General features: G+C 69.7%; 19 protein-coding genes and 1 tRNA gene. 17 read left to right on the top strand and 3 right to left on the bottom strand.

Going from position 1 to position 21220, the window contains the following annotated elements; all coding sequences use genetic code 11:
- Positions 1–145 precede the first annotated feature (145 nt).
- The gene (locus tag ACFQW8_RS02685) at positions 146–1498 is read left to right on the top strand and encodes a hemolysin family protein (RefSeq protein WP_380085436.1); all 1353 of its coding nucleotides are present in this window, start codon (positions 146–148) and stop codon (positions 1496–1498) included.
- On the top strand, positions 1495–2529 hold the full coding sequence (locus ACFQW8_RS02680) for a hemolysin family protein (RefSeq protein WP_380085435.1): 1035 nt from the start codon (positions 1495–1497) through the stop codon (positions 2527–2529). Before ACFQW8_RS02685 ends, ACFQW8_RS02680 begins: the two co-directional genes overlap by 4 nt.
- Before the next feature lie 221 nt (positions 2530–2750).
- Here the strand turns inward: ACFQW8_RS02680 and ACFQW8_RS02675 are convergent.
- Positions 2751–2822, bottom strand: a tRNA-Arg gene (locus tag ACFQW8_RS02675).
- 74 nt (positions 2823–2896) lie between these two features.
- Here ACFQW8_RS02675 and ACFQW8_RS02670 point away from each other — a divergent pair.
- The 7 genes from ACFQW8_RS02670 to rho all read left to right on the top strand — a co-directional run bounded on the left by ACFQW8_RS02670 (position 2897) and on the right by rho (position 12238).
- Positions 2897–3331, top strand: coding sequence for a response regulator (locus ACFQW8_RS02670; protein ID WP_380085434.1), 435 nt, complete (start codon positions 2897–2899; stop codon positions 3329–3331).
- A gap of 9 nt (positions 3332–3340) precedes the next feature.
- Entirely contained in the window at positions 3341–4987 is a 1647-nt protein-coding gene (argS, locus tag ACFQW8_RS02665; protein ID WP_380085433.1) for an arginine--tRNA ligase, read from the top strand.
- Between the two features lie 11 nt (positions 4988–4998).
- Positions 4999–6444: a diaminopimelate decarboxylase gene (gene lysA, locus ACFQW8_RS02660; protein WP_380085432.1), complete on the top strand. Its 1446-nt coding sequence runs from the start codon at positions 4999–5001 to the stop codon at positions 6442–6444.
- 50 nt (positions 6445–6494) lie between these two features.
- A complete protein-coding gene (locus ACFQW8_RS02655) occupies positions 6495–7823 on the top strand; it encodes a homoserine dehydrogenase (protein ID WP_380085431.1) in 1329 nt (442 codons plus the stop codon).
- Positions 7824–8912: a threonine synthase gene (thrC, locus tag ACFQW8_RS02650; protein ID WP_380085430.1), complete on the top strand. Its 1089-nt coding sequence runs from the start codon at positions 7824–7826 to the stop codon at positions 8910–8912.
- Between the two features lie 41 nt (positions 8913–8953).
- Positions 8954–9847, top strand: coding sequence for a homoserine kinase (gene thrB, locus ACFQW8_RS02645; RefSeq protein WP_380085429.1), 894 nt, complete (start codon positions 8954–8956; stop codon positions 9845–9847).
- Positions 9848–10108: 261 nt separating this feature from the next.
- The gene (rho, locus tag ACFQW8_RS02640) at positions 10109–12238 is read left to right on the top strand and encodes a transcription termination factor Rho (RefSeq protein WP_380085428.1); all 2130 of its coding nucleotides are present in this window, start codon (positions 10109–10111) and stop codon (positions 12236–12238) included.
- 72 nt (positions 12239–12310) lie between these two features.
- Here the strand turns inward: rho and ACFQW8_RS02635 are convergent, their stop codons facing one another.
- Positions 12311–12793, bottom strand: a complete 483-nt coding sequence (locus tag ACFQW8_RS02635) for a GNAT family N-acetyltransferase (RefSeq protein ID WP_380085427.1) — start codon at positions 12791–12793, stop codon at positions 12311–12313.
- A gap of 516 nt (positions 12794–13309) precedes the next feature.
- Between ACFQW8_RS02635 and rpmE the strand changes: the two genes are divergently transcribed.
- From rpmE to ACFQW8_RS02610, 5 genes are all read left to right on the top strand, one after another.
- Entirely contained in the window at positions 13310–13525 is a 216-nt protein-coding gene (rpmE, locus tag ACFQW8_RS02630) for a 50S ribosomal protein L31 (RefSeq protein ID WP_380085426.1), read from the top strand.
- Positions 13526–13646: 121 nt separating this feature from the next.
- Complete coding sequence (gene prfA / locus ACFQW8_RS02625) at positions 13647–14729, top strand: peptide chain release factor 1 (RefSeq protein ID WP_380085425.1); 1083 nt, start codon at positions 13647–13649, stop codon at positions 14727–14729.
- Positions 14726–15583, top strand: coding sequence for a peptide chain release factor N(5)-glutamine methyltransferase (gene prmC, locus ACFQW8_RS02620; RefSeq protein ID WP_380085424.1), 858 nt, complete (start codon positions 14726–14728; stop codon positions 15581–15583). Before prfA ends, prmC begins: the two co-directional genes overlap by 4 nt.
- A 322-nt stretch (positions 15584–15905) precedes the next feature.
- Positions 15906–16748, top strand: a complete 843-nt coding sequence (locus ACFQW8_RS02615; RefSeq protein ID WP_380085423.1) for an L-threonylcarbamoyladenylate synthase — start codon at positions 15906–15908, stop codon at positions 16746–16748.
- Positions 16741–18015 carry a serine hydroxymethyltransferase gene (locus ACFQW8_RS02610; protein ID WP_380085422.1) on the top strand — a complete coding sequence of 425 codons (1275 nt, stop codon included), beginning with the start codon at positions 16741–16743 and terminating at the stop codon, positions 18013–18015. The genes ACFQW8_RS02615 and ACFQW8_RS02610 overlap by 8 nt, the downstream gene beginning before the upstream one ends.
- Before the next feature lie 45 nt (positions 18016–18060).
- On the opposite strand, the gene ACFQW8_RS02605 is transcribed toward ACFQW8_RS02610, so the two are convergent.
- Positions 18061–19458 (bottom strand): sugar transferase, encoded by a 1398-nt coding sequence (locus ACFQW8_RS02605; protein ID WP_380085421.1) that lies wholly within the window; start codon positions 19456–19458, stop codon positions 18061–18063.
- 128 nt (positions 19459–19586) lie between these two features.
- On the opposite strand from ACFQW8_RS02605, the gene ACFQW8_RS02600 reads away from it, so the two are divergent.
- The 3 genes from ACFQW8_RS02600 to atpB all read left to right on the top strand — a co-directional run bounded on the left by ACFQW8_RS02600 (position 19587) and on the right by atpB (position 21206).
- Positions 19587–20021 (top strand): hypothetical protein, encoded by a 435-nt coding sequence (locus ACFQW8_RS02600; RefSeq protein WP_380085420.1) that lies wholly within the window; start codon positions 19587–19589, stop codon positions 20019–20021.
- Positions 20018–20302: a hypothetical protein gene (locus ACFQW8_RS02595; protein WP_380085419.1), complete on the top strand. Its 285-nt coding sequence runs from the start codon at positions 20018–20020 to the stop codon at positions 20300–20302. The genes ACFQW8_RS02600 and ACFQW8_RS02595 overlap by 4 nt, the downstream gene beginning before the upstream one ends.
- Positions 20303–20387: 85 nt before the next feature.
- Positions 20388–21206 carry a F0F1 ATP synthase subunit A gene (atpB, locus tag ACFQW8_RS02590; RefSeq protein ID WP_380085418.1) on the top strand — a complete coding sequence of 273 codons (819 nt, stop codon included), beginning with the start codon at positions 20388–20390 and terminating at the stop codon, positions 21204–21206.
- Positions 21207–21220 lie beyond the last annotated feature (14 nt).

Genomic DNA, 21220 nt, shown 5'->3' with positions numbered 1-21220 from the left:
CTGCATGGCGGCAATTCTGGCAGGGTCACGCCGCGTCAGGGTCAACCGCACGGTGGAGTGGGGGTCCGTCCGAGGTATGACGTCGACCGCTCGCCGAGCGGCCCCATGCCGGGTCGCCCGGCCTCGTCCCTAGGATGGTCGCACTATGACCGAGTGGTTACTCGTCCTCGCCGGCGTCGCGCTGACGCTGGGGACCGCCCTGTTCGTCGCCGCCGAGTTCGCCCTGGTCGCACTCGACCGGCCCAGTGTCGAGAAGGCCGTCGAGCGCGGGGACGTCCGCGCCCGGTCGGTCCTCACGTCCCTGCGCGCGCTGTCGACGCAGCTCTCCGCGTCGCAGGTCGGGATCACCCTGACGACCCTCGTGCTCGGCTTCCTCGCCAACCCGTCCATCGGCAAGCTCCTGCTCGGACCGCTGCAGTCGCTCGGGCTCGGCGAGTCGCTCGCGGAGCGCGTCGCATCCGTGCTCGCGATGGTCCTCGCCACGATCTTCTCGATGATCATCGGCGAGATGGTCCCCAAGACCCTCGCCATCTCGACGCCCTTGGCCACGGCGAAGTGGGTCGCCGCACCGGTGCGATGGTTCGCGTTGGCGTTCAAACCCTTCATCCACGTCCTCAACGGCACGGCGAACTCGGCGCTGCGCGCCATGGGGGTCGAGCCCCAGGAGGAGCTCTCGGCCGCGCGAAGTCCCGCCGAGCTCGCGTCACTCGTGCGCACGTCGGCCGAGGCCGGCACGCTCGACCTCGGGACCGCCCGCCTCGTGACCGCGTCCCTCACCTTCGGCGCCCAGACGGCCGCCGACGTCATGACCCCCCGCTCGCGGGCCACGGCCATCGACCGGTCCGCCTCGGCTCGCGAGTGCGTCGAGCTCGCGCGCCAGACGGGCCACTCGCGCTTCCCGGTCATCGACGACGACTGGGACGACGTCGACGGGGTGGTCCACGTCAAGAAGGCCATCGCCGTCCCGCACGAGCGACGCGACGACGTCCCGGTCTCCGCCCTGATGACCCCGCCCCTCGTCGTGCCGGAGACGATCCGCCTCGACCCGCTCCTCATCCACCTGCGTGACAGCGGTCAGCAGTTCGCCATCGTCGTGGACGAGTACGGCGGCACGTCGGGTGTCGTCACGCTCGAGGACCTCGTCGAGGAGATCGTGGGCGAGGTGTCCGACGAGCACGACCGCAGCCAGACCACCGGTCGCCAGATGACCGACGGGTCATGGACCGTGCCCGGCCTGTGGCGGCCGGACGAGGTGCTGCGCCGCACAGGTATCGAGATCCCCGAAGGACCGGCATACGAGACGGTCGCCGGCTTCGTCATGTCGGAGCTGGGCCGGGTGCCTGTCGTCGGTGAGGTCGTCGAGCTGCCGGGATGGCGGATCACGGTCATCGACATGGAGGCGCGTCGTGTCGACCGACTGCGCTTCACGCCCGTGGCGGCCGAGGGTGAGACCCCGACGGGTCCTGACTCCGACGAGTCAGAGGGGGCGCCGGCATGAGTCTCGGAACCATCCTCATCACTGTCGTCCTCCTGCTCGCCAACGCGTTCTTCGTCGGCGCCGAGTTCGCTGCCATGTCCGCCCGCCGCAGCCAGCTCGAACCCCTGGCCCAGGAGGGAAGCCGTCGGGCGCAGACCGCGCTCGAAGCGATGTCCCGCACCGGGATCCTGCTCGCGACCGCGCAGCTCGGCATCACCGTCTGCTCCGTGCTGCTCGGCGCCGTGTCGGAGTCCGCGCTGCACCACGCGCTCGTCGGACCGGTCGAGGCGCTCGGTGCACCCGAGGCCGTCGCCGACGTCCTGGCTCTCGTCCTCGCGCTGCTCGTCGTCGTCTTCCTGCACGTCGTCGTGGGCGAGATGATCCCCAAGAACCTCTCGATCGCGACGCCGGAGCGGGCGGCCATCGCGCTCGTCCCGGCCCTCGTCATGGTCTCCAAGGTCGTCAAGCCGGTGATCAGCGTCATGGACTGGGTCTCCAAGGTGCTGGTCCGGGCGCTGGGGGTGGACCCCAAGGACGAGCTCGCCTCCGCCTTCACCGCCGAGGAGGTCGCACAGATCCTCTCCGAGTCGCACAAGGAGGGCCTCGTCGAGGCGGAGCAGTACGGCCTCCTCGGCGCGGCCCTCGAGTTCAGTGACAAGGACGCTCGCGACGTCGGTGTCCCGAACGACCGACTCGTCACCGTGGGCGTCGACGCCACGCCTGACGCCATCGAGCGGCTCGTCGCGCGGCACGGGTTCTCACGCTTCCCGGTCGTCGACTCGGGAGGGACGCTCTCGGGCTACCTCCACCTCAAGGACGTGCTCTTCGCCGACGAGCAGGAGCGCCTCGAGCCGGTTCCGGCCAAGCGCATCCGCCGGATGGCGAACGTCCGCCCGGGCGACGAGGTGGAGTCCGTGCTCGCCACGATGCAGCGCACCGGCTCGCACCTGGCCCGGGTCGTCGCCGACGACGGCGACGTGATCGGCGTCGTCTTCCTCGAGGACGTGATCGAGGAGCTCGTCGGCGAGGTCACGGACGCGAGCCAGCGCTAATTTGCTGCGGGTGAGTTCCTCCGCTGCCGCCGCTTCTCGTCGCCGCTGAACCTCTTCAGGCGGCGGGCCTTCGGCCCTGAACCCGCCCCCTCCTTCGTCGGGGCTTTCTTGTGGTGCCCCCGCCGGCGCTCTCACTCCGTTCGAGGGCCTGTTGCTTCTGCCGGGGGCACGCGAAAGGCCGGTGAATCGACACTCCGTGTCATTCACCGGCCTTCTTCGCGTGCCCCCGGCAGGATTCGAACCTGCGCTCCCGCCTCCGGAGGGCGGTGCTCTATCCCCTGAGCTACGGGGGCTCGAATAATCCGTATAGTGGCCATTCGCGCCATTCTGGGATGCCCACGGAGGGTATCAGCCTAGAGTTCGGACCATGGAATCCGGTCCAGAGGTCGTGGCAGTCACGCCTCGGCCGCTGGTCATGGTCTGCGACGACATCGACTCCATCCGGGCCATCATCCGCATCAATCTCGAGCTCGAGGGCTTCGACGTCCTCGAGGCGGCAGACGGGCACGAGGCCATGAGCCATCTCATCGACCCCTCGGCCCCCGTCCCGGACGTGATCATCCTCGATGCCCAGACCCCGCGTCGTGACGGATGGTGGGCCATCGCCGCCATTCGCAGCCATCCTCGCCTCGTGGCAGTCCCCACGGTCCTGGTCACCGCGTCCACCACCGCCCACGACCGCAGCGAAGCGGCACTCGCGGGCTTCGACGCCTTCATCGCCAAGCCCTTCGACCCGGCCGACCTCGTCGAGGTCATCTCACGCCTCGCCGCCCACGGACGACCCGAGAATCCGGCCCAATAGACTTCGCGGGTGACTCCCGAAGAACTTTCCTCCGCGATCCGGGCTGCCCTGCTCGAAGCCACTGCCGCCGGCGACTTCACCGCCGAGGTCCCCGGCGAGGTGCGCGTGGAGCGACCCAGGAACCGCGACCACGGCGACTGGTCCACCAACATCGCCCTGCAGCTTGCCAAGCCGGCCGGTATGCCGCCGCGGGACCTCGCCACCGCGCTCGCCTCCCGTCTGAGCGCGATCGAGGGCATCTCGCAGGTCGACGTCGCCGGCCCGGGCTTCCTCAACATCAGCCTCGACGCGTCGAGCGCAGGAGAGCTCGCGCGAAGCATCGTCGAGAGCGGCGCGGCATACGGCAAGAACGACTCCGAAGCCGGTCACACCATCAACCTCGAGTTCATCTCGGCCAACCCGACGGGTCCGCTGCACATCGGGCACACCCGGTGGGCAGCCCTCGGGGACTCGATGCGCCGCCTCCTCTCCGCCTCGGGAGCGGACGTGACGGCGGAGTACTACATCAACGACGCCGGTGCGCAGATGGACAAGTTCGCCCAGAGCGTCCTGGCCAGTGCCAAGGGCAAGCCCACTCCCGAGGGCGGCTACCCGGGCGCCTACATCGGTGACCTCGCCAAGATCGTCGTCGAGCAGCGACCCGACGTCCTCGACCTGCCCGACGACGAGGCCATCGCGGTCGCCCGGCCGCTCGCCTACAGGGCGCAGCTCGCCGAGATCCGCCAGACGCTGGAGCGTTTCGGGGTGTTCTTCGACGTGTGGTTCTCCGAGCAGGAGCTGCACGACGGGGGAGCCGTCGAGCAGGCCGTCGAGCGGCTGCGCGAGCAGGGTCACGTCGACGACCGGGACGGCGCGGTCTGGCTGCGCACGACCGACTTCACCGACGACAAGGACCGCGTCCTCATCCGGGCCGACGGCGTGCCGACCTACTTCGCCGCCGATGCCGCCTACTACCTGAGCAAGAAGGACCGCGGCTTCACCGAGAAGATCTACCTGCTCGGAGCCGACCACCACGGCTACATCGGTCGGCTCAAGGCCATCGCGGCGTGCGCCGGTGACGACGCCGACGTCAACATCGACGTGCGCATCGGGCAGCTCGTCAACCTCAACGGCGCCAAGCTGTCCAAGCGGGCCGGCAACATCATCGAGCTGAACGACCTCATCGACTGGATCGGCTCGGACGCGGTCCGCTACAACCTCGCCCGCTACCCCGCGGACAGCCCGCTGAGCCTCGACGGCGAGGAGCTGCGCAAGCAGACCAACGACAACCCCGTCTACTACGTCCAGTACGCCCACGCCCGCACCGCCAACGTGTCACGGCTCGCCGGGGAGGACGGAGTGCGTCGTGAGGACGGCTTCGACCCGGCGCTGCTCACCGATGCCACGGAGGCCACCCTCCTCGCCACCCTGGGCGACTTCCCGCGGGTCGTCGCCCAGGCGGCTCACCTGCGCGAGCCGCACCGGGTGGCGCGCTACCTCGAGGACCTCGCCGGTCGCTACCACAAGTGGTACGACACCTGCCGGGTGCGGCCCATGAACGCCGACGAGGAGGTCACCGACCTTCATCGCACCCGGCTGTGGCTCAACGACGCCACCCGCCAGGTGCTCGCCAACGGCCTCGACCTGCTCGGCGTCAGCGCGCCCGAGCGCATGTGAGGGACTGACCGATGCGTGTCCACGAGGCCGGTGCTCTCCACGCCGAAGGTTATGGCGGACCGCCGCTCTACCTGCCCTTCCCCACCGACGTCAACGCGCTGCTGCCGCAGCTCTGGGCGGACTCGGTATGCCGTGATGCCGACGGCCGTCTGACCGTCGCCGGTCTCGACGTGGAGGCCATCGCGCGTGAGTTCGGCACGCCGGCATACGTCATCGACGAAGGTGACTTCCGCGCGCGGGCACGGGCGTTCCGCGACGACTTCGCGGCGCCGTTCGACACGGTCTGCGGCGGCGCCGACGTCTACTACGCGGGCAAGGCCTTCCTGTGCACCGCCGTGGCGAAATGGGTTGCGGAGGAGGGCCTGTCGCTCGACGTGTGCAGCGGGGGAGAGCTCGCCGTGGCACGCCGTGCAGGCTTCCCCGCAGAACGGATCGGCTTCCACGGCAACAACAAGTCGCTGAGCGAGATCCGCGACGCCCTGGACTACGGCGTGGGGCGGATCGTCGTCGACTCCTTCGTCGAGATCGACCGTGTCGCGGCGATCGCGGCCGAGCTGGGTCTGGTTGCTCCCGTGATGATCCGCGTGACCGTCGGCGTCGAGGCGCACACCCACGAGTTCATCGCCACCGGGCACGAGGACCAGAAGTTCGGGTTCAGCCTCTCCGGCGGTCAGGCGCTCGACGCGGCCAGGGCCGTGCTGGCGCACGAGACCCTGGACCTGCGTGGGCTGCACTCGCACATCGGCAGCCAGATCTTCGACACGGGCGGCTTCGAGATGAGCGCGCGCCGCCTCGTCGGCCTGCACGCGCAGATCGCGAACGAGCTCGGCCACCACAGCCCCGAGATCGACCTCGGAGGTGGCTTCGGCATGGCCTACACGTCCCAGCACACGCCGCTCCAGCCCGGCGAGATCGGTGAGCAGCTGGCCGACATCGTCGGTCGTGAGTTCAAGGCCATCGGCGACGGCGACCTCGAGAAGGTGCCCGTCCCAAGGGTGTCGATCGAACCAGGCCGCGCCATCGTCGGTCCCTCGACCTTCACCCTCTACGAGGTGGGCACGGTCAAGCCGGTCGAGCTCGGCGACCACCACTCGCGCGTCTACGTCTCGGTCGACGGGGGCATGAGCGACAACGTGCGGCCCGCTCTCTACGAGGCCGACTACTCGTGCACCCTCGCCAACCGCACCTCCGATGCCGAGCCGGTGCTCGCCCGGGTCGTCGGCAAGCACTGCGAGAGTGGTGACATCGTCGTCCAGGACGAGTGGCTGCCCGCGGACACCCAGCCTGGTGATCTCATCGCCGTCCCCGGCACCGGCGCCTACTGCCGGGCGCTCTCGAGCCAGTACAACCACACCCCCCGGCCGCCGGTGCTCGCGGTCCGAGACGGCAGGGCACAGGTCATCGTGCGTCGTGAGACGATCGACGACCTGCTCGCTCTGGACGTCGGGAGCAGCTGATGTCGCAGCCCTGGGATGTCGAGCCCGTGACTGAGGAGAGCCCAGCCGAGATGGCATCCACCACCACTGACCTGCCCACGCTCAAGGTCGCCCTGCTCGGGTGCGGGGTGGTCGGTTCCTCCGTCGCGACGATGCTCATCCGCAACGCCGATGACCTGGCTGCCCGCGTCGGTGCGCGCCTCGACCTCATCGGCATCGCCGTGCGCAGGCCCGACCGGGCTCGTCCGGACGTCCCCGTCGACCCCTCGCTCTTCACCGCCGACGCCGACACCCTCGTGCGCGGTGCCGACATCGTCATCGAGGTCATCGGAGGCATCGACCCGGCACGCGAGCTGATCCTCACCGCCATGAAGCACGGCGCCTCCGTCGTCACCGCCAACAAGGCGTTGCTCGCCGAGGACGGACCGACCCTGTATGCCGCGGCCGGCGAGCACGGTGTCGACCTCTACTACGAGGCGGCCGTCGCCGGCGCGATCCCGATCGTCCGCCCCATGCGAGAGTCCCTCGTGGGTGACGACGTGCAGCGGGTCCTCGGCATCGTCAACGGCACCACCAACTTCGTCCTCGACAAGATGGACACCACCGGCGCCGGCTTCGCCGAGACCGTCGAGCAGGCCCAGGCCCTGGGCTACGCCGAGGCCGACCCGACCGCTGACGTCGAGGGCTTCGACGCCGCGGCGAAGGCAGCCATCCTCGCGTCCCTGGCGTTCCACACCCGGGTCTCGAGCGACGACGTGCACCGCGAGGGCATCACCGAGGTCACTGCGGCCGACATCCAGGCGGCACGTGACATGGATGCCGTCGTCAAGCTCCTCGCGATCTGCGAGCTCGTCCGCGACGAGTCCGGCGCCCCGAGCGGGGTGAGCGTCCGCGTGCACCCGGCGATGATCGCGCGGACCCACCCCCTGGCCTCGGTGCGAGACGCCTACAACGCAGTCTTCGTCGAGGCCTCGGCCGCGGGTGAGCTCATGTTCTACGGCAAGGGTGCCGGCGGCGACCCGACCTCCTCGGCCGTCCTCGGTGACGTCGTCGCGGTGGCCCGCCACCGCCTCGCCGGCGGACACGGCCCGACCGAGTCCGCCTACGCCGACCTGCCCGTCGTCGAGATGGGTCAGGCGACGACGAGGTACCACATCAGCCTTGCCGTGGCCGACCGCCCCGGCGTGCTCGCGCAGGTGGCGTCGGCGTTCGCCGCTCACGACGTCTCGATCGAGACGGTGCGGCAGCGCGTGCTCGGCGAGGGCGAGGAGTCGCGCGCGTCCCTCGTCATCGTCACCCACCGTGCCACCGACTCGGCTCTGGCCGCGACGGTCGATGCACTGACCGGCCTCGACACCGTCGATGCGGTCGTCTCCTGGATGCGTGTGGAAGGAACCTGAGTGGCACACCAGTGGCGCGGAGTGATCCGTGAGTATGCCGACCGCCTGCCGATGCTCGCCGGCTCACCTGTCGTGACCCTGCACGAGGGCGGCACGCCACTCATCCCGGCCGAGCACCTGTCCGAGCTGGTCGGGGCCAACGTCCTCGTCAAGTACGAAGGCCTCAACCCCACCGGGTCGTTCAAGGACCGGGGGATGACGACGGCGATCTCCCACGCCAAGGGTCGCGGAGCCAAGGCCGTCATCTGCGCGAGCACCGGCAACACGAGCGCCTCGGCAGCCGCCTATGCGACCAAGGCGGGGATGACCTGCGCCGTGCTCGTCCCCGAGGGCAAGATCGCCATGGGCAAGCTCAGCCAGGCCATCGCCCACGGCGCCACGCTCATCCAGGTCGACGGCAACTTCGACGTCTGCCTCACGGTCGCCCGCAAGCTCGCCGAGGTGCACCCCGTCGAGCTCGTGAACTCGGTCAACCCGGCGCGGATCGAGGGCCAGAAGACGGCGGCCTTCGAGATCGTCGACGCGCTCGGAGACGCCCCGGACATCCACGTCCTGCCCGTCGGCAATGCCGGCAACATCACGGCCTACTGGCGTGGCTACACGGAGTACGCCACGGACAGCGAGGGTCTGCCGGCCGTGGCGACGCGGACACCCCAGATGTGGGGCTTCCAGGCCGCTGGCGCCGCGCCGATCGTGCTCGGTCACCCGGTCGATCATCCGGAGACGATCGCGACCGCCATCCGGATCGGCAACCCTGCCTCGTGGCGACAGGCCGAGGAGGCCCGCGACCAGTCGGGTGGTCGGATCGAGTCGGTGACCGACGAGCAGATCCTCGCCGCGCACCGGCTCCTCTCCTCGACGGAGGGCATCTTCGTCGAGCCGGGCTCAGCGGCGAGCATCGCCGGCCTGGTGCAGGCGAGCGAGCGCGGCGAGGTTCCCCCGGACGCGACGATCGTGTGCACCGTGACCGGACACGGGCTCAAGGATCCGCAGTGGGCGTTGCGCACGGCCGACGGCTCGGAGATAGAGCCGGTCAAGGTCTCGGCCGAGGCGCAGGCCGTCGCCGAGGTCCTGGGCTTCGAGAGCTGATCGTGGGGGAGTGGCGGCCGGGGCTGGTCACGGCCGTGCGCGTGCCGGCCAGCAGCGCCAACCTCGGCCCGGGTTTCGACTCGGTCGGGATGGCTCTCGGCGTCTGGGACGGTTGTCGCGCAACGGTTCTCGCCCGTTCCGGGCTGGAGATCGACGTCTCGGGCGAGGGCGCCGGAACCGTCCCGACGGATTCCTCCCACTTGGTCCTCCGGAGCCTCGTCCATGCGTTCGAGACGTGGGGCGAGACGGCACCTGAGGGCTTGCGACTCGAGTGCCGCAACGCCGTGCCACACGGTCGCGGCATGGGCTCGTCGGCCACCGCGATCGTCACCGGCGTCGCCCTCGCCCACGCTCTGCGCGCCGCCCGCGACGGGAGCCCCGCCGACGATCTCGACCTGGGCGCCGTCAACGACCTCGCCGCGCGGCTCGAAGGGCACCCGGACAACTCCTCCGCCAGTGTCTTCGGTGGGGTCACCCTGTCGTGGTCCGACGACACCGAACGAGGGACGACGACGCTGCGACTCGCCGCGCATCGCGACGTCGTGCCGGTCGTCTTCAGCCCCGACACCCAGCTCTCCACTGCCACCGCACGCGCGGTGCTGCCCGCCCAGGTGCGGCTCGCTGACGCCGCCGCGAACTCCGCGCGGGCCGCCCTTCTCGTGCACGCCCTGACCGAGGCGCCGGAGCACCTTCTCGACGGCACCCGGGAGTGGCTGCACCAGGAGCCGCGCCGACCGTCGTACCCGGCGTCGATGGCCCTGGTCGACCTGCTCCGCGCCGAGGGTCACGCGGCGGTCATCTCCGGGGCAGGGCCATCGGTCCTCGTCCTCGCCACCTCGCGCACGGCGGCGACGGTGAGTGACACGGCAGGTGAGGGATGGCACGTGCTGCTCCCCGGCATACCCCGTCATGGTGTGGAAGTGCTCGCGGACTGATGGCTTGACGGGCCCACGTCCGGAGACCGTCGCGTCGGTCCAGGGTGTTAGTGTGGCAGCGCGCTCGTGGTTGATGCCGGGGAAGCGTCCTGCTCTTCCGATGACTACCGCGAGTCGCACCCTCCACTGTCGGACTGGTCGTGCTGAGTCACGCGCCGTTTGTCGGCAAGTCCCGTGGATCAATCCGCCAGATCTCTGGCACCCACTTTCGGCCCCGCCCTCTGCGGGCTAGGGGCCCACTGACGAGGGGAAGGATCCTTCGTGACAGACACCACCACCCTCGAGGCATCCGCGGCGTCCGGGCAGAGCCCGCGCCGATCGGGCTCGCTGACGGCCATGCGCCTTGCCGAGCTCCAGGGCCTTGCTTCGAGCATGGGCATCTCCGGCACCGCCAAGATGCGCAAGGGCGACCTCGTCGCCGCCATCAAGTCACGGCAGAACGGCGAGAGCGGCCCCGCCGCCGCGCCGGCCGCCGGGGATGAGACCTCCACGCCGGCCCCGGCACGGGGTCGAGCACGTCGGGCCTCCTCGTCCGGCCAGGGGGCTCCGAAGTCCGACGCCGGCGCTCCGACCGAGACGTCCGCACCGCGCGACGACCGCGCCGAGCGCGAGACGCGCGCCGACGGTGCGGACAGTGCCGACCGCACCGGGCACGAGGCCCGCACGGACCGCGCGGACCAGGCCGACCGGGCGGAGCGTTCAGAGCGCAGGGACCGTGCCGAGCGCACCGAGACGGCTGACGCTTCGAGCGAGGACCGCAACGGCCAGAGCCGTGAGGGTCGGGAGCAGCGCGAGGGCAACCGCGAGCCGCGCGAGGCCAACCGGGAGCGCGGGCGCCACCAGGAGCGCCCGGACCGCAGCAACGGCGAGCGCCCCGACCGCAACAACGGCGAGCGCCCCGAGCGCAACGGCAGCGAAGGGGGTGGCTCCGACCGCGATGCCGAGCAGCGCAACAACGAGCGCTCCGACCGCTCTGACCGCAATCAGGGACAGGGCAACAGGCAGCAGTCCCAGGGCGGCCAGGAGCAGGGTGGGCAGAACCAGGACGGGGATGACGACGAGACCGGCCGCAGCGGCCGCCGTCGGCGCAACCGCAACCGCAGCCGCGATCGCGATCGCGACCGCGATCGCGACCGCGACAAGCGTCGCCCCACGTCGGGTGGCGGCGAGGTCCAGGCCGAGAACGAGCTGCAGATCACCGAGGACGACGTCCTCGTCCCCGTGGCCGGCATCCTCGACATCCTCGACAACTACGCCTTCGTGCGGACCTCGGGCTACCTCCCGGGCAACAACGACGTCTACGTCCCGCTCGGGATGGTCAAGCGCCACAACCTGCGCAAGGGTGACGCCGTCGTCGGCGCGACCAAGGCGCCGCGTGACGGCGAGGACCCGCAGCAGCAGACCGTGGGCACTCGCAACAACCGTGCCAAGTACACGCCTCTCGCGCGGCTCGACACCGTCAACGGCCAGAACCCGGACGACGCGCGCACCCGCGCCGAGTTCGGCAAGCTCACGCCGCTCTATCCGCAGGACCGCCTGCGTCTCGAGACCGAGCCGGGCATCCTGACGACGCGCATCATCGACCTCGTCGCGCCCATCGGCAAGGGTCAGCGTGGCCTCATCGTCGCACCGGCCAAGGCCGGGAAGACCATGGTCATGCAGGCCATCGCCAACGCGATCACGACGAACAACCCCGAGGTCCACCTCATGGTCGTCCTCGTGGACGAGCGGCCCGAAGAGGTCACGGACATGCAGCGTGCGGTCAAGGGTGAGGTCATCGCCTCGACCTTCGACCGTCCGGCCGAGGACCACACCACGGTCGCCGAGCTGGCGATCGAGCGCGCCAAGCGCCTCGTCGAGATGGGCCACGACGTCGTCGTGCTCCTCGACTCGATCACCAAGCTGGGTCGCGCCTACAACCTCTCCGCCCCGGCCAGCGGTCGCATCCTCTCCGGTGGTGTCGACTCCGCAGCGCTCTACCCGCCGAAGAAGTTCTTCGGTGCGGCGCGCAACATCGAGGACGGTGGCTCGCTCACCATCCTCGCGACGGCGCTCGTCGAGACCGGGTCGCGCATGGACGAGGTGATCTTCGAGGAGTTCAAGGGCACCGGCAACATGGAGCTCAAGCTCGACCGCGGCCTGTCGAACCGCCGCATCTTCCCGGCGGTCGACATCAACAGCTCGGGCACGCGTCGTGAAGAGATCCTGCTCGCGCCCGAAGAGCTCAAGATCATGTGGAAGCTGCGTCGCGTGCTTGCCGCACTCGACAGCCAGCAGGCGATCGAGCTCCTGCTCGACCGGCTTCGCAAGAGCAAGACGAACTACGAGTTCCTCAAGCAAGTCCAGCAGAACAGCTCGATCAGGCTCGAGGACGAGAACGACGACGCCTGACAGACGTCGTCACCAGCGAAGCGGTCTCCCGGTGGGAGGCCGCTTCGCGGCGTTCTCGGGTATGCCGTCCGCTCACGGAGCGTCGGCCGGTGCCAGACGGCGCATGGTCGGGAAGGCGGCCTCGGTGAAGCCCAAGGAGGCATAGAGTGGCGCGCCCTCGCTCGTCGCCGCGAGGTCGATCCGGTCGGCATCGCCCTCCTCCTCGAGCCAGCGCACCAGCTCGGTCATCACGGCGCGAGCCAAGCCGCGGCCCCGGGCGTGCGGCAGGGTCGCGACGTTGGAGACGAAGCCGAGGCGACCGCGCGGCATACCCGGCGCCGGGATGGCGGGCAGCACCTCGGCCAGTCCGCCGGCAACGACCTGGTCGCCGTCGAGCACGACGAGGATGTGGGTGTTCCCGGCAGCGATCTTCGCCGTGAACCAGTCTCGGGCCGCGGCACGCCATTCAGCTGCCTCGAGCTGGTGCGCCGGTGTGCCCATGGCCTCGAACATGAGGATGCGCAGGCGCATCAGGTCGTCGACGTCGTGGATGCGGGCGGGTCGCAGCTGCTCCATGCGCGCCGACGCTATCGGAGCGGGCGCCCAGCCTTCCTGTCGTTCTGCCATGCGATGCGGGCCACCGGTGTCCCTGGACATTGGTCAGCTGGACCTCGGTCGATTTGGGTCGGGACCGTGGACTGCTCAAACCTCACGTCAGATCGTTCGACAGGGTCGACGAGGGCGCGTTCACCTTGATGAGCGCTGCTAGGACGTCGGGCTCCTCGTGGAGATCGACGGGGGCCCATCACCAGTGGGCTCGCAACCCGGTCGACGACACCCTCCGCCAGAACGAGGCGGTGCTCGACGGCGACATGGTGCAACCAGAGGGCAGGGAATGCGGGGGAGTGGGGCGTCGTTTAGGTCTCTGTGTGCCTGCTCTGGCACACTTGTTCGCTGGACCGGTTCACGGCACCAACGCGTTTCCTGAGCATCACCCTCACGAGTGGATGCAGGCGGGGCGCTACCGGGCTTGCATCTGCCGACGATGGGCCCGCCGACCCGGAGACATCCAGAGCTCTCAAGGAGATCATCGTGAAGAAGGACATCCACCCGAACTACGCCGAGACCACGGTCACCTGCACCTGTGGCGCGTCGTTCACCACCCGCAGCACGGCCGAGAGTGGCGCGATCCTTGCCGAGGTCTGCAGCCAGTGCCACCCGTTCTACACGGGCAAGCAGAAGATCCTCGACACCGGTGGCCGCGTCGCGCGCTTCCAGGCGCGCTACGGCAAGAAGGCCGACGCGTAGCACCCCCGATGCGCCGACCCGTTGATCCTGACAAGGGATCCGGGTCGGCGCATTCGTGTTCACACCCGTTGTCGCGCCCCCTCCGCCCCTGAGCCGTCTTCGTCCCTGAGAGGACACCCTGATGTTCGAGTCCGCCGAGGCCCTCGCCCGGGAGCACGCCACGCTCGAACGCCAGATGGGCGACCCCGTCATCGCCTCCGATCCCGACCAGCTCCGCGAGATCAACAAGAGGTATGCCGCGCTGGGACCCACGGTGGCGGCATACGCCGCCTGGAAGCTGGCCACGGACGACCTCGAGACCGCCCGGGAGCTGGCGACCGAGGATGCCGGCTTCGCGGCCGAGGTCCCCGCACTGGAGGCGCACGCGGACGACGCTGCCGACCGGCTCCGCCGACTGCTCATCCCGCGCGACCCGGACGACGACCGCGACGTCATCGTCGAGGTCAAGGCGGGGGAGGGGGGCGAGGAGTCGGCACTCTTTGCGGGCGACCTGCTGCGGATGTATCTGCGCTACGCCGACCAGCGCGGCTGGCGCACCGAGGTCCTCGGCTCGACCGAGACCGACCTCGGGGGGTTCAAGGACGTCCAGGTGAGCGTCAAGTCGAAGAAGGCGCCGCAGCCGGGCGAGGGACCGTGGGCCCGGCTCAAGTACGAAGGCGGCGTCCACCGCGTCCAGCGCGTCCCGGTGACGGAGACGCAGGGCCGCATCCACACGAGTGCCGCCGGTGTCTGGGTCATGCCGGAAGTTGAGGAGGTCGAGGTCGAGATCCACGCCAACGACCTGCGCATCGACGTCTTCCGCTCGTCCGGGCCGGGCGGGCAGAGCGTCAACACCACCGACTCGGCCGTGCGGCTCACCCACCTGCCCACCGGCACCGTCGTCATCTGCCAGAACGAGAAGTCGCAGCTGCAGAACCGTGAAGCCGCGATGCGCGTGCTGCGGGCGCGGCTGCACCAGATGGCGATGGACGAGGCGAACGCTGCGAGTGCCGACATCCGCGCGAGCCAGGTGCGCACGGTCGACCGCAGCGAGCGCATCCGCACCTACAACTTCGCCGAGAACCGGATCAGCGACCACCGCACCGGCTTCAAGGCCTACAACCTCGACACCGTGCTCGGCGGCGAGCTCGACCCCGTCGTCGAGTCGGCGATGGCGGCGGATGAGGCGGCGAGACTCGCGGCCCTGGGCGAGGGCAGCGCGTGACCGCCCTGCGTGAGGCGGTGCGGGCGGCCATGCAGCAGCTGGCCGATGCGGGAGTCGGATCTCCGGAGCACGACGCCCTCGCGCTCGCGGCCCACGCGCTGCGCGTGGACATCGGAGAGGTGCGCCGGCGGATGATCCTCGGTGGTCCCGAACCGCAGGGGTATGCCGCCCTCGTCGCCGAGCGCGCCAGTCGCGTCCCGCTCCAACACCTCACCGGCCGGGCCTGGTTCCGCGGGCTCGAGCTCGAGGTCGGGCCCGGGGTGTTCGTGCCGCGGCCCGAGACCGAGGTCGTGGCGGGGTGGGCCATCGGCGCGGTCATCGCCTGCGTCGAGGGCGGCGTCGACGAGCCCGTCGTAGTGGACCTGTGCACGGGCTCGGGGGCCATCGCCCTGTCGGTCAAGTCGGAGGTGCCGCAGGCACGAGTCCACGCCGTCGAGGTCAGCGACCTCGCGGTCGCGTGGGCGCAGCGCAACCGCGAGCGCCTGGGACTCGACGTCGAGATCGTCCACGGTGATGCGGTGACGGCGTTCGAGGAGCTCGCGGAGGTCGACGTCGTCGTGTCGAACCCTCCCTACATCCCCACGACGGCGGAGCCGGTCGACCCCGAGGTGCGTGACCACGACCCCCATGTCGCTCTCTACGGCGGCAGCGCCGATGGGCTCGCGATCCCTCGTCTGGTCGCTGCGCGAGCGGCCGGACTGCTGCGCAGCGGAGGAGTCCTCGTGATGGAGCACGCCGACAGCCAGGGGGAGTCGCTCCCTGCGGCGCTGCGCGCGACCGGTTCGTGGTCGCAGGTCGAGGACCGCCTCGACCTCACTGGCAGGCCGCGAGCGACCGTCGCCGTGCGCGCCTGAGGAGGCACGACCGGCAACGCCGACGCCCCACGCACTGCGGCCTCCACCCGGTGTCGGGTGGAGGCCGCAGCGTCGTCGGTCGTGTCAGAGGATGTAGATGAGCAGAGCGATGATCAGCAGAACACCGACGATCGTCCAGATGAGACCGGAACCACGCATTGCCTTGCACCTCCGTTCGGAACAGACAGGGTCGAACGTGACGACACTATGCACTCGGAGCCCCAAATGGTGCGATGGTGCCGAGGTCAGTTCGCAGAGGAGTTTCGTGACGCCGACCGGTCCCCGGGGACAGCCGCGCCGGGCCCGGTCCTAGGCTGGGCCCATGAGCCCCGTCTTCGACTGCACGACCCCCGAGGGGCGCCAGGACGGCATCGCCAAGGCGACCGCCGGAGTGCGCCAGGGCGAGCTCGTCGTCCTCCCCACCGACACCCTCTACGGCATCGGCGCGGACGCCTTCTCGCCCGATGCGGTCCAGCGGCTGCTCGACGCCAAGGGCCGAGGTCGCGAGATGCCACCGCCGGTCCTCGTCCCGGAGATCCGCACGGTCGACGGTCTCGCCACCGACGTGCCGGCCTATGCTCGCGCTCTCATCGAGCGCTACTGGCCCGGTCCGCTGACGCTCGTCTTCAAGGCGCAGCCCTCGCTCATGTGGGACCTCGGTGACACCGGTGGGACGGTCGCCGTGCGCATGCCCGACAACGAGGTCGCCCTCGAGCTCCTCAAGGAGGTCGGACCGATGGCCGTCAGCAGCGCCAACCGCACCGGCCAGCCGGCGTCTCGCAGCATCATCGACGCCGCGACGCAGCTCGGGGCGTCGGTGGAGTTCTACCTCGACGGCGGCCCGGTCACGGGTGGACTGGCGTCGACGATCGTCGACTGCACCCACGCCGAGCCCACGGTCCTGCGTCGTGGTGCCATCGACGCGGACGAGATCCTGGCCCTCGCGGCGCAGCACCTAGAGTTGCCGGCGGACGAGCAGCCGACCGACGAGCAGCAGGCCGACGTGCAGCCGACGGACGAGCAGCCGTCCGACGGGACGACCCCAGACCCTTCACCGACGGACGAGCCGCCGGCGGACGAGCAACCGTCCGACGCGACGACCCCAGACCCTTCACCGACGGACGAGCCGGCACCCGAATCCAAGGAGAGCAGCAACCATGAGTGAGACGTTCTACGGTTCCGACTTCGAGGCGCTGGAGACCTTCGACCCCGAGATCGCAGGAGTGCTGGTGTCCGAGCTGGACCGCCTCCGCGGCGGGCTCCAGCTCATCGCGAGCGAGAACATGTCCTCGCCGGCGGTGCTCACCTCACTCGGCTCGACCCTGTCCAACAAGTACGCCGAGGGCTACCCGGGCCGGCGCTACTACGGAGGCTGCTCCGAGGTCGACAAGGCCGAGTCACTCGCCATCGAGCGGGCCAAGGCTCTCTTCGAGGCCGACCACGCCAATGTCCAGCCGCACTCCGGCGCCAGTGCCAACCAGGCGGTCTACGGCGCGTTCATGAAGCCCGGCGAGACGATCCTCGCGATGAGCCTGCCGCACGGCGGCCACCTCACCCACGGCACCAAGATGTCGTTCTCGGGCAAGTGGTTCAACGCCGTCCACTACGGCGTCGACAAGGACACCGAGGACATCGACTACGCCGAGGTCGAGAGGCTCGCGAAGGAGCACAAGCCCAAGGTCATCCTCGCGGGTGGGTCGGCGATCCCGCGGCTCATCGACTTCGAGTTCTTCCGCCGCATCGCCGACGAGGTCGGAGCGATCTTCTGGGTCGACGCCGCACACTTCATCGGTCTCGTGGCCGGGAAGGCGATCCCGAGCCCCGTGCCGCACGCCGACGTCGTGAGCTTCACGACGCACAAGGTGCTGCGTGGTCCGCGCAGCGGTGCGATCGTCTGCAAGGAGGAGCACAAGGCCGCGATCGACAAGGCGGTCTTCCCGATGATGCAGGGCGGACCGCAGATGCACACCATCGCGGCCAAGGCGACGAACTTCAAGGAGTGCGCCACGCCCGAGTACCAGGCCTACGCGAAGCAGGTCATCGCCAACGCCAGGGTGCTCGCGCAGACCCTCGGCGAGAAGGGCATCCGCCCGACCACGGGTGGGACCGACACCCACCTCTCGCTCCACGACCTCCAGCCGGTGCTCGTCACCGGCGTCGACGCCGAGGCGCGCTGTGACGCGGCAGGCATCACCCTCAACAAGAACGCCATCCCCTTCGACCCGCAGAAGCCCAACATCGCCAGCGGCATCCGCGTGGGCACGCCGTGCGTGACGACGCAGGGCATGGGCGAGGAGGAGATGCGCACCATCGGCGACCTCATCGCGCGCGCGGTCGTGGACGGGGACGCGGACCCGGAGCACGAGGTGTCCAGGCAGGTGCGCGCCGAGGTGACCGATCTCGTGACGCGCTTCCCGGCATACGCACGCTGAGATCCCGCACGCGCGGCGGAGGAAGTCGGTCCGGCGGCCCAGTGGTCAGTCGGAGGAGCGATCCTGGCGCTGGTGCTGGTCCTCGACGGCCTGCTCACGTGCCTCGGCCTCGAGGGCAGCGGCCTCCTCGAGCGATGGGCGGGCGGCCTTGGGCTTGGTGCCCGAGGCCGACACGACCGTCCAGACGCTGCGCGCGAGGACCTCGAGGTCGAGCAGCGGCGACATGTGCTTGAGGTAGTAGAAGTCGTAGGAGAGCTTCTCGATCGTCTCCTCCTCCGACGCGGCGTAGCCGTGCCGCACCTGGGCCCACCCCGTGATGCCCGGGCGGACGAGGTGCCGCTGGTCGTAGAAGGGGATGGCCTCGCGGTACTTCTCGACGAAGGTCACCTGCTCGGGGCGCGGTCCGATGAGGGAGAGCTCACCGCGCAGGATGTTGAAGAACTGGGGCAGCTCGTCGAGCCTGACGCTGCGCAGGACGTGGCCGAGGGGCGTGATGCGGGGGTCGTCGCCGGTGGCCTGGCGGGCACCGTGGTCCTCGGCGTCGGCTCGCATGGTGCGGAACTTGAAGAGCTCGACCATCTCACCTCGCCTGCCGACCCGCACCTGACGGAAGATCACCGGGCTGCCGTCGACGACGCGGACGAGCAGGGCGACGAGGGCGACGACCGGGAGCCAGAGGGGAAGGGTCAGCACGACGAGGACGAGGTCGACGGCGTGCTTGACGGGGAGGAAGGGGAGCTTGCGCAGGAGGGAGGTCTCGATCTCCCAGCCCTCCGAGAGGTGACCCAGGGGGACGCGTCCGGTGTGCCGCTCGTAGACCTCGTTGAGCGGGCGGACCTCGCGTCCGGCGACCGAGGTCGCGGAGACGTAGCGGGTGACCTCACGCGACCACGGGGCGCTGAGGTCGACGGTGAGGATGGTGTCGGGCGGGGGAGCGGACAGTGGACCGGTGGCACTGGGGTCGATGACGCCGACGACGGTGATGTGCGGGGTGTCGTCCAGGGCCTGCACGATGGCGTTCGAGCTGGTCACCACGACGAGCCGCTCGGTCCACGGGCGCAGCCGCAGGAGCGCTCGCAGGAGGACGACGAGGCACAGCCAGATCGCGAGCGAGATGAAGAGGTGGTTGCGGGAGTAGTAGGGGCGGAACAGGACGATCTGCGCCGTGATCACGAAGAAGGCGAACAGCGCTCCGAGCGCTCCTCGGCTGTAGGTGGGTCGAGGAGGGCCCTGCGGCGTGACCGCGGCGACGAGCGCACTGCCGACTGCCGAGCTGATCACGGCAATGGTCATGATGCGCAGCAGCCCCCGGCCCTGCGTCTGGGCGATGACGGCATCGCTGAAGGGCTGGGCGTCGAACACGACGACGGAAGCGGCCACGAGGGCGATGAAGAGGAGTGCGGCGTCTGCGCAGGCCGTGCCGACCAGGAGCCGCTGTCTCATGGCGGGAAGTGTATTGGTCGGGCTCGCCCGGCTCGGGGACGCCCGCGCGAGCCGGACAGTTGGCCCCCCATGGACGCTTGTGATAGTTTTCACAAGCACCCGGAACCACCTCGAGGGAGAGACGCCCAGTGACTGCACACCCCGCGCCACGGACCCCGGTCCGGATGATGCTGCGGGGTGCTCTCGTTCCCGGGATGATCGCCCTTCCGGTGCTGGCGGGTGCCTTCTGGACGTATGCCGGTGAGCGAGGTGCGCTCTCCGCCCTTGCGGGTGCCGCGACCGTCTTCGTCGTCCTCGTCGTCGGGCTCCTCGGCATCACCGCGGTCGTCATGGGTCCGGCCGCCACGTCCATGGCCGGTGCCGGCGTCGTCTACCTCGGCCAGCTCGTCGTCATCATGGCGATCGTGGCGCTCCTGACCCGGGTGGACTGGCTCGATGGCCGTTCCTTCGCCCTGTCGGCCGTGGCCCAGACCATCGTCATGCAGGTCGGGCAGATCTGGGGATACGTGCGAGCGCGCCACGAGATCCACCCGGGCTCGCTGGACCGTGGAGCGACGTCATGACCGACGACCGCACCCCCAGCCGCAAGATCCCCAAGGGGGTCGAGGGCCACGAACCCTTCTCGACGTGGCACGACGACCCCGAGCTCCCCAGCGCCACGGCGCGTGCCGATGCACTCGGCGCGACCGTCATCGCCTACCTGCTCACCGGCCCCGCCGTCTTCGGCGCGATCGGCTGGGGACTCGACCAGCTCCTGGGCACGGGCTTCATCCTCGTGATCGGGATCCTGGCCGGGATGGCTCTGTCGTTGTACGTCATCTGGCTCCGGTACGGTACGTCGTGACGCCCCTGACCATCGGCCGCAAGCGACGCGCGCTCGAGCCGCGACTGCAGGGTGCCGCCACCACCATGAACGAGGAGAACCACCTGTGATCCTGACTGCGCTGGCTGCAGGGACCACGACCGCCGTCCCCACCGCCGAGGGCGGTGACGGGTTCGAGACCCCCACCCCCGACATCTTCTGGCTCCCCACCTTCGGCACGAGCGGCGACTGGGCCATCACCGAGCAGATGGTCTGGGGCGGCGTCTCCGTCCTCCTCCTCAGCGTGGTGATGGTCGCACTCTCCAAGAAGGCGGCGATCGTCCCCTCCAAGGGCCAGTTCTACATGGAGGGCTTCTACAACCTCGCGCGCAACGGCATCGCCCGCGACATGATCGGGACCAAGCACTTCCTCAAGTTCGTGCCACTGCTCTTCAGCCTCTTCTCGCTGATCCTCATCAACAACTGGTTCGGCATCCTCCCCCCGGTCATGAACCCGACCTTCGGTCGCATCGGCTTCCCGATCGCGCTGACCCTCGTCGTCTACGTGGTCTACCACTGGATCGGCATCAAGAAGATGGGCCTCGGTGGCTACTTCCAGCACCTGGTGCCGCCGGGTCTGCCGGGCTGGATCAAGCCCGCGATCTTCGTGCTCGAGTTCATCACCTACTTCATCACCCGCCCACTCACGCTGGCGCTGCGACTCTTCGGCAACATGTTCGCCGGGCACATGCTCATCGTGCTGTTCGTGAGCGCAGGCGCCTACTTCCTCACCCAGGGCGTCGCCTTCAAGCTGCTCTCGGTCCCGACGTTCATCATGGCGGCTGCCATGTTCGTCTTCGAGGCGCTGGTCCAGTTCCTGCAGGCCTATGTCTTCACCCTGCTCGCGGCCAGCTACATCGCCGGAGCGCTCGCCGACGACCACTGAGGCCCTCGGGCACT

This window comes from Knoellia altitudinis (assembly GCF_042666355.1).
In the GTDB taxonomy this organism is placed as follows: Bacteria; Actinomycetota; Actinomycetes; order Actinomycetales; family Dermatophilaceae; genus Knoellia; species Knoellia altitudinis.
The sequence above is the reverse complement of the archived record's forward strand: the minus strand, read 5'-3'. Positions and strand labels throughout refer to the sequence as shown.

What these genes read in the sequence shown, in the direction of transcription:
- ACFQW8_RS02635 (WP_380085427.1), bottom strand. Translation starts at nt 12,793, where the DNA reads ATGGAGCAGCTGCGACCCGCCCGCATCCACGACGTCGACGACCTGATG.
- ACFQW8_RS02655 (WP_380085431.1), top strand. Translation starts at nt 6,495, where the DNA reads ATGGCATCCACCACCACTGACCTGCCCACGCTCAAGGTCGCCCTGCTC.
- ACFQW8_RS02605 (WP_380085421.1), bottom strand. Translation starts at nt 19,458, where the DNA reads ATGAGACAGCGGCTCCTGGTCGGCACGGCCTGCGCAGACGCCGCACTC.
- ACFQW8_RS02685 (WP_380085436.1), top strand. Translation starts at nt 146, where the DNA reads ATGACCGAGTGGTTACTCGTCCTCGCCGGCGTCGCGCTGACGCTGGGG.
- ACFQW8_RS02610 (WP_380085422.1), top strand. Translation starts at nt 16,741, where the DNA reads ATGAGTGAGACGTTCTACGGTTCCGACTTCGAGGCGCTGGAGACCTTC.
- prfA (WP_380085425.1), top strand. Translation starts at nt 13,647, where the DNA reads ATGTTCGAGTCCGCCGAGGCCCTCGCCCGGGAGCACGCCACGCTCGAA.
- ACFQW8_RS02615 (WP_380085423.1), top strand. Translation starts at nt 15,906, where the DNA reads ATGAGCCCCGTCTTCGACTGCACGACCCCCGAGGGGCGCCAGGACGGC.
- ACFQW8_RS02670 (WP_380085434.1), top strand. Translation starts at nt 2,897, where the DNA reads ATGGAATCCGGTCCAGAGGTCGTGGCAGTCACGCCTCGGCCGCTGGTC.
- ACFQW8_RS02680 (WP_380085435.1), top strand. Translation starts at nt 1,495, where the DNA reads ATGAGTCTCGGAACCATCCTCATCACTGTCGTCCTCCTGCTCGCCAAC.
- ACFQW8_RS02595 (WP_380085419.1), top strand. Translation starts at nt 20,018, where the DNA reads ATGACCGACGACCGCACCCCCAGCCGCAAGATCCCCAAGGGGGTCGAG.
- lysA (WP_380085432.1), top strand. Translation starts at nt 4,999, where the DNA reads ATGCGTGTCCACGAGGCCGGTGCTCTCCACGCCGAAGGTTATGGCGGA.